Origin of the sequence: Paenibacillus cookii (assembly GCF_018333375.1) — a bacterium.
In the GTDB taxonomy this organism is placed as follows: domain Bacteria; phylum Bacillota; class Bacilli; order Paenibacillales; family Paenibacillaceae; genus Paenibacillus_AQ; species Paenibacillus_AQ cookii.
Genome location: NZ_BORW01000020.1, coordinates 1 through 12,601 on the forward strand (window position 1 = coordinate 1; position 12,601 = coordinate 12,601).

The 12,601-nt window shown below is 55.0% G+C and carries 11 protein-coding genes; 1 reads left to right on the top strand and 10 read right to left on the bottom strand.

The features are described from left to right. Positions 1 to 179: 179 nt before the first annotated feature. From KI367_RS17015 to KI367_RS17060, 10 genes are all read right to left on the bottom strand, one after another. Positions 180 to 818 (bottom strand): ThuA domain-containing protein, encoded by a 639-nt coding sequence (locus KI367_RS17015; protein WP_036706297.1) that lies wholly within the window; start codon positions 816 to 818, stop codon positions 180 to 182. 190 nt (positions 819 to 1,008) lie between these two features. Then, entirely contained in the window at positions 1,009 to 1,827 is an 819-nt protein-coding gene (locus KI367_RS17020) for a uroporphyrinogen-III synthase (RefSeq protein ID WP_212951095.1), read from the bottom strand. Positions 1,828 to 1,946: 119 nt separating this feature from the next. Continuing rightward, positions 1,947 to 2,477 (bottom strand): DUF2062 domain-containing protein, encoded by a 531-nt coding sequence (locus KI367_RS17025; RefSeq protein WP_036706290.1) that lies wholly within the window; start codon positions 2,475 to 2,477, stop codon positions 1,947 to 1,949. An 81-nt stretch (positions 2,478 to 2,558) separates the two neighbouring features. After that, on the bottom strand, positions 2,559 to 3,671 hold the full coding sequence (locus KI367_RS17030) for a GerAB/ArcD/ProY family transporter (protein ID WP_212951096.1): 1,113 nt from the start codon (positions 3,669 to 3,671) through the stop codon (positions 2,559 to 2,561). A 57-nt stretch (positions 3,672 to 3,728) separates the two neighbouring features. Further along, positions 3,729 to 3,944, bottom strand: a complete 216-nt coding sequence (locus KI367_RS17035; RefSeq protein ID WP_036706286.1) for a hypothetical protein — start codon at positions 3,942 to 3,944, stop codon at positions 3,729 to 3,731. Further along, positions 3,937 to 5,133 (bottom strand): Ger(x)C family spore germination protein, encoded by a 1,197-nt coding sequence (locus tag KI367_RS17040; protein ID WP_212951098.1) that lies wholly within the window; start codon positions 5,131 to 5,133, stop codon positions 3,937 to 3,939. The genes KI367_RS17035 and KI367_RS17040 overlap by 8 nt, the downstream gene beginning before the upstream one ends. A gap of 6 nt (positions 5,134 to 5,139) precedes the next feature. Next, positions 5,140 to 6,747: a spore germination protein gene (locus KI367_RS17045; protein WP_212951100.1), complete on the bottom strand. Its 1,608-nt coding sequence runs from the start codon at positions 6,745 to 6,747 to the stop codon at positions 5,140 to 5,142. A 243-nt stretch (positions 6,748 to 6,990) separates the two neighbouring features. Then, positions 6,991 to 8,922, bottom strand: a complete 1,932-nt coding sequence (locus KI367_RS17050) for a methyl-accepting chemotaxis protein (RefSeq protein WP_212951101.1) — start codon at positions 8,920 to 8,922, stop codon at positions 6,991 to 6,993. Positions 8,923 to 9,253: 331 nt separating this feature from the next. Continuing rightward, positions 9,254 to 9,670: a MerR family transcriptional regulator gene (locus KI367_RS17055; RefSeq protein ID WP_036706279.1), complete on the bottom strand. Its 417-nt coding sequence runs from the start codon at positions 9,668 to 9,670 to the stop codon at positions 9,254 to 9,256. 176 nt (positions 9,671 to 9,846) lie between these two features. Then, positions 9,847 to 10,788: an aldo/keto reductase family protein gene (locus tag KI367_RS17060; RefSeq protein WP_036706450.1), complete on the bottom strand. Its 942-nt coding sequence runs from the start codon at positions 10,786 to 10,788 to the stop codon at positions 9,847 to 9,849. Positions 10,789 to 10,929: 141 nt separating this feature from the next. Here KI367_RS17060 and KI367_RS17065 point away from each other — a divergent pair, with 141 nt between their 5' ends. After that, positions 10,930 to 12,486, top strand: coding sequence for an FAD-dependent oxidoreductase (locus tag KI367_RS17065; protein WP_212951103.1), 1,557 nt, complete (start codon positions 10,930 to 10,932; stop codon positions 12,484 to 12,486). Positions 12,487 to 12,601 lie beyond the last annotated feature (115 nt).

Below are 12,601 nucleotides of genomic sequence, written 5' to 3' on the forward strand. Positions count from 1 at the left end.
TGACTTCCTCCATCCTTGAGGTTTTTGGGTTTGGTCACTTGAAAACTTCTCCAAGTTGGGGTGAAGTCCCTTTTTTATGTCCGAAAATCCTTACGGCTCAAGGCCTCAGATTACTGCAAAACGCTCATTTAAAAGACCTTTATTCTGACGCCGCCAAAAAATCCGTTTCCTTCCGAAACTTAGCCGGGAAGATGGGCCGCCCAACGGGCCGCCTGCAGGATGAGCTTGCGGATTTGCGGGTGCTGGAACGTCGGCTCATGATGGCCCGGCATGAAATAAACGACTCTGCCAAGGCCGTATTCATGGGTCCAGGCAGCCGGGTACCAATCTTCCCCAAGCTTGTATTCAAGCAGCACCTCTTTTTCCGTCAGCGGATCGAACTGGATTTGGTAAGGCTCCTCCTCGAGTTCGAACGGTTCGACGCCTTCCGTCACGGGATGTTCCCCGCTCACGCGGAAGGAGATCGGCTGAATCGGCGGATGCCCGTCAAAACGGCCGCCCATCAGCTGAGCCAGCTCATAACGGCGGTTCCCCAGCGACAGGCCGTTATGCAGCACCAGCAAACCTCCCCCCTGGCTGACATAAGAAAGAAGACCCGACGTTTGCTGCTTTGAAACCTGATCGTCCCACAGGTCGAAATAGCAGATGCACAGGTCAAACGGTTTCAGATGCTCGAGAAGCAGCAAATTTTTGTTTTCGCTGCATTGGACCGAAATGACCTCGTTCAGTATGTAGCTGATCTGCGCGTCCACGCCCTGCAGCGGATGGAATTTCGGATGGGTATAGTCGCCGAGCAAAATGCTTTTTTTATTGTACAAAGCTGTTCCTCCTTCGGTAAAACGCATTCTTGGCTATTCTTATATTGTCATATTCCACAATTTTGAATGCATGAATCACGTGCGGGCGGATCGACGCCCTTTCGCAGGGAGCCTAATTAAAAAGGGATGCCGCTTTCGTCTGCATCCCTCTATGGCTTTCATGCCTGAACCAATACACCGAATATGATTTTTACGCATCCTGCGTCTGAAAATAACGCGCAAGCTCGACAAGCATGCTGCCCATCCGCTCGTCCCCGGACGGATACACGACCCGCGCGATGCCTTCCTCCCGCAGCGCCTGCGCCGTCAGCTTGCCGACGGCCGCGGCGACGACGGGCCCTTCGAAGGCGGCTATCAGCGCCTCAAGTTTGCCCTGGCGCCTAGCGTATTCCGCCAAATTGCGGATTTGCGGGGCGCTCGTGAAGGCGGCGGCGTCGACCGCGCCGGTCAAAATGTCCCCGAGCAGCCGCTCCAGCTGCTCCGGCTCAGGCGGGGTATGCCGATAAGGCAGTACCTTCCGGACCTTCGCGCCCTGCTCCGCGAGCCACGCTTCCAGCTTCGGCGCCGGATCGCCGTGAAGCTGCAGCACGACCTCCGCGTCCCGAAGCGGATATTCGGCAAGCCCGCGGATGAGGCCCGACGTGCTGCCGTCATCGTCGCGGACGAGAGCTTCGAGCCCTCTTTTGCGCAGGGCGTTTACGGTTTTGTACCCTCTCGCGGCCAGCGACGATCGCCGCAGCGCATCGAGAAAATCCTCTTCCGCGCCCATCTCGGCCGAAACGGCGAACAACGCATCCAGCCCCATGCCGGTCGTCAGGATCGTCCAGTCCGGAGGAGACCCGATCCAATCCGCCAGGTCGCCCCGCACCTTTTCGTCATCCAGAAACACCGTGCCTTGGGCAGGCCGAACGAGGGCCGCACCGCCCATTTTTTCAACGATTTTGACCATGTCCTCCGCTTTGCGCGGACCCGTTAGGGCAATTGTTTTACCAGCCAATCGGTTTCCCATTGACGTATTCTCCTCTCCCGGAAGCGAATCTGTTTTGAACAGTATACTTGACGGGAAGAACGAGGGAAAGGAGTTTTCCGAGTTTTATGGCTTTCGGCCGCACACGTCGTAATACGGTCCTACATCGGCGCGCCCGCCCTCTTGGACAAGCGGTGCTTGAGCCGCTGGTTGTACAAATACCGAACGACAAAATAGGAGGCGACTCCGAGGACAAGCCCGAAGACGGACATGCCGATCAATACGTGCAGGCCTCCCTGCAGCAGATGCTTGAAGATCGTAAAATCCCCTTGCAGCAAATTGCGCCAGGCATGCTCCTGCATGGGCACGTCGATCATTTTTTTCGGAAACAGCCATTCCCCGATTTTTTTGGCAAAAGGAAGCAATACGATAGGCAGGAAGGTCAGCTTGCCGATGACGTTGCCGATAATGGCGGCGGGGAGCGATCCTCCGGCAAGTCTGACGGTGGGATAAAAAATAAGATACACGAGCGATCCGGTCGAAATGACGATCATTTCGAGCCCGAACCCGATCGCGAATCCGAGCGAAACCTTCCTGGCTCCGCCCGGGGAACGGAACAGCTTGATCATATTGAAGCGCAGCTTCCGCGAAAATTTATGGAACAGGTTGTATTTCTTTTGTTTTTTTATCATGCGATCACCCTTCATAACCCGTGGCGGCGTCAAGCCGCATGGAGAGCCGTACCGTCATGGCCTGCCCTTATGCCCATTGTATCATTTCCGGGCCCCTTTTTCTAACGATACGTCGCCGCCGTGTTCCCTTCTCTTCACGTTTTTTGCAGGATGGTGAACGAGAAAAATCAGGATCGGCAGGACAAGGATGAAGAAAAGGGCAATCAGCGTCCATACCTCGTTGAAGTTAAACAGCTCGATCGAGTTGGAATAAAACCAAAAGGCGCAGCTGTAGGCAAGCAGGCCGATCGGCGCCGCCATCATTTTTCCCGATACCGGCGGAATGACGAGTTTCAGGCCGTAGCAAATGATATACAAGCTGATGGCCAGGTTCAGCAGCATCCCCGGGTACCACAACGCCACCACGATCAGGTCGAAACGGTCCAGAAAGTCTGTAATACGCAGCTGCCGAACCAGTTCGTACGTGGGGTACATCATTCGCTCGGTAATCTCCACCCCAAGCAAAAGAATGTCCATGATCACCGCGGCAGCCAACATCCCGACGACGAGCAGCGTGGCATAGAAACCGTACTTGAATCTGAAATCCTTGCCGGAAAAAATGAACGGAAGAATCAGCATCTGCCCGATGTACGCGACGGATATCCAGCTCCCCTCGGTCACTCTCCCCCAATCGACATGCAGCAGGGGCCGCATCAGCCCAAAGTTGAAGTCCCGCAAGGCGATGACCGGCATCAAGGCGAACACGATAATGATGATCGGGCCGTATAGCTCCGTGATCCCCAGGACCGTCCTGGCTCCGCCCCGGGCAATGTAAATAACGGTCGCGGTAACGCAGAGCGCCGTAATGAGGAGCGGAGTAATCGGCAGGAGCACGACGTTCGTAAAATCCGAAACGATCCGGATGTCCCGTACGAGAATCATAAAGAAAAACAACATGTACAGCACCACCAGCACCCGGCCGAGTGCCGGGAACCGGCTGATGAGCGACTCGAACAGATTTTGGCCGGGAAACCGCAGGGAGCTGCGGGTCAGCATATACAACAGCACCAGAATTAGGGCGCCGGATACCAGAAAACTGATAAAAGCATGCTGGTGGGCCCTGGAAACCAACTGGTTCGGCACGTTCAGCGCCGTTGTATTAATCACGTAGATCATGCCGAGCAGCACGATTTGGCGGGCGGTGATTTTTTGCACGTCAAACGTTCCTCCTTCACCTGACTTAATGTCCGGGGATTTTCGCAAATCCCGATCCTAAAAAGGCACTAGCGGGCCAAGCCATTTCTGCAACCATACGGAAGCATACACGACGCGGCTGATCTGCAGCGTATAAGCGAAAATGCCCATCCCCGCCAGCAGGAAAATATAGGTGAACCAGCGGTTGATTTTGGGAAGATCGCGAATCACCTTGAAGTCCGTAATCAAAATGATCGCGGAGGCAATCACGTAAATAATCAGAATTTTAATCATGTTTCAGTTTTACGTCCTTTCTGCCGAACGGTTTGTTTACCGCCCCGATGTTTTCGATATGCAGATTGGTGTTGACCACGACCTTGACGTTCGGGTAAAGCTCATCCCAGCGGTCCTTAAAGCGGTCCCAGGCTTTCGGATTTTTTTGGTGTATCGTCCGGCCGAATCCGAGGATATCGGTATGGTACTGGTCTTGAAGTTTATGAAGCCCGGTCTTGATCTGGGCGATGATCTCCTTGCTTGCCTCCTGCTCCAGCCGGTTCATATGTTTTTCATCGCCTAGAATGTAGTTGGAGTTGTTCTCGATGACCCCTCCCTTGGCCAAAATGTCTATGTGCATCGTAATGTTGTCGCCGTGGATTACGGGTCTTAACGTCACCAGGTTTTCGATGAACGTGATCGTGATGTATCCTTTCCCGCTGGGGCTCGGCACCGCCACGTCGTATGTCGTAGACTGATTCATGGCCAAATTGATCATTTTTATTTCCGGTCCCTTCATGACCCCTACGAGACGGTCATCTTTGAACAGGGCGAGACCGGTAATTTGAATGTTCTTTTTTTCGTTCTGGTCCCCGATATTATCGGGAACGGCCTGCTGCAGCGAAATGTAAGGCAAAACTACGTCAACGCCGGTTGTCAGCAGATCGTTGGCGAGGACTTTAAGCGTGACTGGCGTTTTCGTGAATTCATTCATCAACTCGCGGATCATTTCGCTCGGGAACTGTTCCATCGGCGCGGCCGCGTCCATGATTTTATAGGCGGGCCCTTGCGTGATCGCGACCAGGGACGAAAGCCGGTTTTGCGGAATGCGCGCGAATTGGTCGAGCATTTCGCTGATGCCCCCTTTGGCGAATTCCTCTCCGACCAGCAGCGTTCTGCGGTGGGCGAAAGAGAGTCTCCGCGAGTTACCCGCTTGGATTTGCAGGTTGGAGTTGCGGAGCGTGATTCCCTTCTTCGATTCCAGATAGTACTTTTTGTTCCCGGCCGTTCCGCCTCCGCCGCCTTCGCTCCCGCTCCCGCCCAAACTGCCGGGAAGCGCGATTTGCAGCGTGCTCCGGACCTGATCGCCTTCTTTGTCCACGCAGGAGCCGATCACGAACGCAACGTCGTTAATCTCGGTGCGGTCCCAGCAGCCGGTAAGAGCGACGGACACGCTCAGCAGCAGCCCTGCGGCACGTATTTTTTTCATCCAACATCACCATACCTTGTCGGAAACGGGGTTGCCGTTGATATCCGGCTTTTCCCGCTCCGAATTTTTCTTCGACAGCCAGGACGGCCGCGTACGCATTTTCCACCATGGGACGCGAACGAAAATATCTTTGTGGTCCTGCCCATGGAACGGGCTGACGCCCGACATGTACGGAACGCCAAGCGAAGACAACTGCGTCACGTGAACGAGAATCCAGGTAATGCCGAGGATAATGCCGAAAAGCCCCAGCACGCCTGCCAGCAGCATCAGCGGAAAACGCAGCAGGCGAATCGTAATCGCCAGATTGAAATGGGGGATCGTAAAGGACGCAATCCCCGTCATCGAGACGATGATAACCATCGGCGCCGAAACGATCCCTGCCTGGACGGCCGCCTGCCCGATGACCAGCGCACCGAGGATGCTGACCGCCTGGCCGACCGTCTTCGGCAATCGGATCCCGGCTTCGCGCAGCGCTTCAAAGGATATTTCCATCATTAACGCTTCGACCAGCGCCGGAAAAGGAATGGCCTCCCGCGCCGCGGCGATGCTCAGGACAAGCGTCGTCGGCAGCATGTCCTGATGGAACGTCGTGACCGCAATGTAGAGGGATGGCAGAAACAATGCGATAAACAGAAAGATATACCGGATCCACCGGATGAAATTCGTGATGAAAAAACGTTCGTAATAATCCTCGTTCGCCTGCATCAACTGGAAAAACGTCACGGGCGCGATCAGCACGAGCGGCGTCCCGTCCACGAAAATGGCGCACCGGCCTTCAAGCAGCTGCGCCGCGACGCTGTCCGGCCGCTCCGTATAGAGCATTTGCGGAAACGGCGAATACGGGTGGTCCTCGATCATTTCTTCGATGTAGCCCGATTCGAGCACCCCGTCGATTTTAATGTCCTTGAGCCTGTTTTTGACGTCGTTCACCATCTTTGGATCCGCAAGGCCTTCGATATAAGAAACGACGATGTCCGTCTTGGTATCCGTCCCCAGCACCATGCGGTACATCTTGAGATTCGGCGTCTTCACCTTGAACCGGACGAGCGCCGTATTGATGCGGATCATTTCGGTAAATCCTTCGCGCGGGCCCCGGATGACCGATTCCGTCTCCGGCTCTTGGACCGGGCGCCGGATGCCGCCCTTGATGTTGAACAGATGCGCTTCGCTCAGGCCGTCCACAAACACCGCCACGCTGGAATTGAGGATGCCCTCCACCGCGTCGATCCATTTCGTGGCGCTCATCACCTGCGGCAGGGAAACGCGGGTATTTTCCAGCGGTTCGAGATCGGCAGCCTTGATCTGCTCCGGAGGATGTTCGTTTTTCATCCGCATGTACGCTTCGACGATCGGCTCAAGTATATGCCCTTCAAGCTCCAGCGAGAGCACGATGCCCTCCACGTAAGCAATGAATGCATTGATGCCCGGAGCGATTTCGATGGAGCGGAATACCATATCCGAGCAGTCTCTAAAAATCGTTTTTAAGGTCTGGATGTTCTGATCGAGGCTTTTCTGGATCTCCAGCTTCTCCCAAGGGGGAGAGGGGAGCCCGAGCGGAGTGCCGGAGGCAAGCCCTTGGGCGCTGCTTCCGGGGTTCTTTCCGCGTTTACTCATGTTCTAACCCCCTCGTATGCCGGCTATAATATGGACGTATGAGCCATAGGTTGTGCCAAAATTGGATAAATTATGTGTTGCCGGCGCCGGCACCCCAAAAAAATGAACATGCCCGCAAAAGCAGACCTCGACCGCTCGGCCGGTTGAGTTGCTTTTCGGGAAGAAGTCGCGGGAAATTATTCGGACAATTGCGCAAAAAAGGCCGTGCCTGTCATGGGCACGACCTTTCCCTGCCGGGAGCCTTTATTCGATTTTAAATTTGGCCACCAAATGCTGCAGCTTCTCGGCCAGGCTGCTCAAATGCTCGGCGGAAGAAGCGATTTCTTCGATGGACGCAAGCTGTTCCTGGGCGGAAGCCGATACCGACTGCGTATTATCGGCAGCCACCTCCGACAGGCTCCGGATATGGCGGATCGCCTCCACGGCGCTTTCACCGTTCCGCGCAAGCTCTCTCGAAGCTTCCGCCGCGGAGTGGATGCCTTCCGCCGCGCCTTGAACCGCTTTGAGGATCCGGGTGAACGATCTGCCCGTAATGTCTGCGGCTTCCATGCCTTCGGCCACCCGGCCCTTGGCATCTCCCATCGCCGCAAGCACCCGCTGCATTTCCGAACGCATGCCCGCCACCAATTCTTCGATGCGCTTCGCCGAATGGCCGGACTGTTCCGCCAGCTTGCGGACCTCGACGGCCACGACCGCAAAGCCTTTCCCGTGCTCACCTGCACGCGCCGCCTCGATGGAGGCGTTCAGCGCAAGCAAATTGGTCTGCTTGGCGATTTCCGCCATGAGCGTGACGATTTCCCCGATTCGGCCGGTACGTTCGCTCATATGCATGACGACTTCGTCCAGCTCGTGAACGGTGGCATGGATTTCGCCCATTTTGCCCGTGACGTCTTCGACCGCGGCGTTGCCTTCCTCGGCCGACCGTGTGGTCCGCTCCATTTTGGACGAAGCATCATCCATGTGGGTGCGGATTCGCTCCGACTGCGTGGACATGATGTCCATGCTGCCCATGCTTTGCTCCACGCTGCGAAGCTGCTGTTCGCTTCCCGCGGCCACTTCCTGTATCGCTTCCGTCACGGTTTCGATCGCTTGGGTCGTCTGGTCGGCGCTCGTCGACAATCCTTTGGCGGACAAGCTTACCTGTCCGGTAATTTCCTGGACGTTGACGATCATGCTCCGAAGGTTGTCCACCATCGCTTGGAAATGCCGGCTGAGGTGGCCGATCTCGTCCCTGCTGGAGGTATCGATCCGTGCCGTCAGATCCCCTTGGCTGATCCGCTCCGTCGCCTGCGTCAGCTTGCTGATCGGACGGATGATCGACCGGACGTTCAAGAAGATGATCGCCAGCGCCGCCAAGATGGACGCCGTCATCACGATGATCACCGAATTGCGGATTCCGTGCGCGGACGCTTCAATGTCGGCCTCGAACATCGATCCGGCCACCTTCCACCCGGTCAGCCTGTTCGTCGTAAAAGCGAGGCGGCGTTCCTCATTTTCAAAGGTATATGAGAAGTTGCCCTCAGACTTGCCGTAAAGCGGTTTGAGAAATTCGCCCTCCGCCTTTTTGCCGGTATATTTCGGATGGACGACGTAGTTTTGGTCCTGGTCGGTAATGAATATGTATCCTTTGTTGCCAAGCTTCATATTGGTGAGCGTCCGGATATTGTCGAGATTCAGCTCGATCGAGAGAACGCCTTTCCCGGACGGAGCCGCCTGCGAGATCGACACGGCCATCTTTCCGTTGGCTGCCTGGAATACCGGCGATACGACCGGCTTGTCCCCTTGCGTTAAAGACTGGATATACCAGTTCTGCTTCGTGACGTCATATTGCTGCGGCAGAGGATCTTCGGAAGCGCGGACGAAATAACCGCCCTCGATGCCCAGAACGACGTCCTTCACGTCGGAATGCATATCCATGTATTCACGCAGCTGCAGCTTCAGTTCCCCTCCCTTTCCGAGCGGATCGCCGATGGCCCGTTCCAAATGGGGCTGCTTCAGCAGATATTCGATATCGTTCATTTTCGCCTGGATGTTCTGGGAGATGATATTGTCGGCCGATTTCGTGCTTTCGAGCGCGCTGTTCATCAATTCCTTCGCATTTGCGTTTTTGGCGGATTGGTAGGATAGAATGCCGATCATGAAGCTGGGGACGAGCAAAACGATAAGATACGTCATGAATAGCTTTCTCTTAATGGAAATTGAAAATCGTTTCACAATGGCATTTTCCTTTCTGCATCATTAGGACTTAAGGCATGTAAACAACGACATACCAAGGACATAGTTATTTGGGCACTTCTTCATAATATATCGGAAAAGTACACAAATTTTTTTCAACCATTATCCAATTCATTGAGAATATTCTATCATCTTCCGCTTCATAGGCAAAGAGGCCCAGTTTCAAAATGTGAAGCCCAAAAAAATTTTCGCAAAATAACATGACCTGTGCCCCCATTGGCTTTCCCTAAACGTAAAAAAGGACAACCCTCGTCGTTGGGCTGTCCTTTTTTCAGCTGCGTTTCGCCTTCGTGATCCGTCCGCTGAGATCCGCAAGCTCCTGCCTGACCTTGGTCATCTCCGCGATTTTGTAATCGACAAGTTCGAGCTGCTTGCTTACCGCCTGGGACATCTGCTCCAGCTCGGCTTGCCGCTGCGCCTCGTCCAGGGACGAGGAGGCGTTGCTCCGGTGCTTCATCACCTGGTCGTGGATCTGCAGAAACTCTTGGATTTCCTGAAGCGAGAAACCGAGAACTTTTTTGGCAAGAACGATATTTTTAAGCTGCTGGACATCTTCTTCCGTATATAATCGGATTCCTCCATCCGACCGCTCCGGCGATTTGATGAGGCCGATTTCCTCGTAATAGCGGATGGACCGTTTGGTTAATCCCGTTTCCTTGGCGACATCGTCGATTTTAAGCCATTCCAAGCCGTTCTCCCCCTAGGTAAAGGTATACTTCAAGTATATCGTTCCGTGGAGGCGAAAGCCAATTTTTCAACTGCTCAACGGTACGAAAAACAAAAAAAGAATGGCCGCCGCAGGCCATCCTTTTCGCTGCATCCACGCTTACGGCCGAGCCGCGTGAAGCCGTCTATATAATGGATTTATTTGGAAAGGATTTGCTCGATTCGCTCCAGCGCTTCAGCGGGGATTTCAACGCCCGATGCCTTCACGTTTTCGGCGACCTGTTCCGGGCGGCTCGCGCCGATCAGCGCGCTGGCCACGTTCGGCTGGCGCAGCACCCAGGCGAGCGCAAGCTGGCTCATCTTGAGGCCAAGCTCGTCCGCTATGGCGCCGAGTTCCTGCACCTTCGCGATTTTCGCTTCGCTGATCTGCTCTTCCTTCCAGTTGAGCTTGGCGGCGCGGCTGCCTTCCGGCGCTTGTCCCGCCGTTTTGTATTTTCCCGTCAGCAGGCCCTGCGCAAGCGGCGAATACACGACTTGGCCGATCCCTTTGGCTTCGCCGAGCGGAATGACTTCCTTTTCGATGTCCCGGTTGAACATATTGTACACCGGCTGGTTCACGACGATCCGGTCCAGCAGGTAACGATCGGCCGTGCCGAGCGCCGCTTCCATTTGAGCCGCCGTCCACATGCTGACGCCGATATACAGCACCTTGCCTTGGCGCACCAGGTCGTCCATGGCCCGCAGCGTTTCTTCGATCGGCGTTTCCTCATGATAACGGTGGCAGTAATACAGGTCGACGTAATCATGGCCGAGGCGCTTCAGGCTCGCATGGCATTGCTCCATGATATGTTTTCTGGACAGCCCCATGTCGTTCGGGCCATCGCCCATTTTGCCGAATACCTTCGTCGCAAGGACATAGGATTCGCGCGGATACGCTTTCAACGTGTTGCCTAGCAGCTCCTCGGCCGCGCCGCGTTCGTATACGTTGGCCGTGTCAAAAAAATTGATGCCCAGATCGTAAGCCGTCTGAATCGCCTTGACCGCGTTCTCCTGCTCCACGTACCCCCCGTACGTCAGCCAGCTGCCCAAGCTGATTTCGCTTACCTTAAGCCCGCTTTTCCCCAGTCTCCGATACTTCATCGTCACAAGCAAAACCTCCCCGTCGGATTATTCTTCCTCCCATATTGTAAACAACCGCGGTTTCGATGGAAAGCGTGTCGGTTTCATTTCTGAAAAATATGGAAATAAATATGGTGTTGAATATGATGAGGAGGATACGCCATGCGTCAATCAGATTCCTTTTCCCGGCATTTGCCGCAGTTTCCTGAATCCCTGTGGAGAGCAACGACCGAATTGCCTTCCTTCCCGCGTTTGGACGAGGATATCGAGGTCGATGTCGCGATCGTCGGCGCGGGGATCGTCGGCATAACGACCGCCTACCTGCTGTCGAAGCAGGGGGTGAAGGTGGCCGTGCTGGAGGCAGGCGTCATTTTAAACGGCACGACCGGACATACCACGGCCAAAATTTCCGCCCAGCACGGAAAAATTTATGACGAACTGCTAAACCATTTCGGCAAAGAAAATGCGCAAATGTATTACAAAGCCAATATGGATGCCAAAGCGTTTATTTTGAACACGGCGAACGAGCTCGGCATCGAATGCGATCTCAGGCCGGAAAGCGCCTATATCTACGTCGAAAAAACCGATGACCTCCAAGGGTTGCAAAAAGAGTTCGACGCCTACATCAAACTCGGCATTCCCGGACAATGGAGGGACGAGCTCCCGATTCCGCTGAAGGTCAAAGGCGCGATCGAAATGCCTGACCAGGGCCAATTCCATCCGCTGCATTACTTAAAGCCGCTGGTCGAGGAAAGCGTGAAAAACGGCGCGAAGATTTATGAGCATACGACGATTACCCGGCTTGAAGACGACGGGCCTCCGTATACGCTCAGCGCTTATCACGGCAAAGCCAAGGTGCGCTGCCGCCGGATCGTGTCGGCTTCCCATTTCCCGTTTCTGGACAAAAAAGGGCTCTATTTCGCCCGGCTGCATGCCGTCCGTTCGTATGCCGTGGCATTCAGGCCGGAACGGCCGTTTCCCGGCGGCACGTACCTGAGCGTAGGAAACGCGACGCCCAAACGCTCTTTGCGTACCGCAAGCTATAACGGCGAGGATCTGATCATTGCCGGCGGGGAAAACCATAAGACGGGTCAAAGCATTCGCACGTATGAGCGCTATGAGCAGCTCGAAAAGTTCGGCTCGGAGCTGTTCGGCATCAAGGAAATTCCGTTCCGCTGGTCGGCGCAGGATTTGGAGACGCTCGACAAAGTGCCGTACATCGGGCAGCTTACCGAAGGCGACGACGGGATTTATGTCGCAACGGGCTTCTATAAATGGGGCATGACCCAAGGCACGCTGTCGGGCATGATTCTTTCCGATCTCATTGTAGGAAAGCCCAATCCTTATGCGCTGCTCTATAACCCTTCGCGCTTCAAAGCGGATCCGTCGGTCAAAAACGTGGTCGTGCAAAACGCGGACGTGGCCAAACATTTCATCGCGGGCAAGGTCGGCCTGATTCAGCGGAAAGCGGACGATCTCCAACCCGGCGAAGGCGGCGTCATTTCCTATGACGGCCGGCGGGCCGGCGGCTACCGGGACGACGAAGGCAATCTGTATATCGTGGACACGACATGCTCCCATATGGGCTGCGAAGTGGAGTGGAACGATGGCGAGCGCAGCTGGGACTGCCCGTGCCACGGCTCGCGGTATACGTATGAGGGCGAAGTCATTGAAGGGCCGGCAACGAAGCCTTTGGACAAGCTGGAAAAACGAATATAAGCGGCCATTTCGGTCAATGCAAAGAAAAAGCGTTCTCCCTTGCCAAACGCGGCGGTCGGGAACGCTTTTTTATATTGGACGGGCTGTCTGCGGGCATGCGTTAATTTCCACAGGC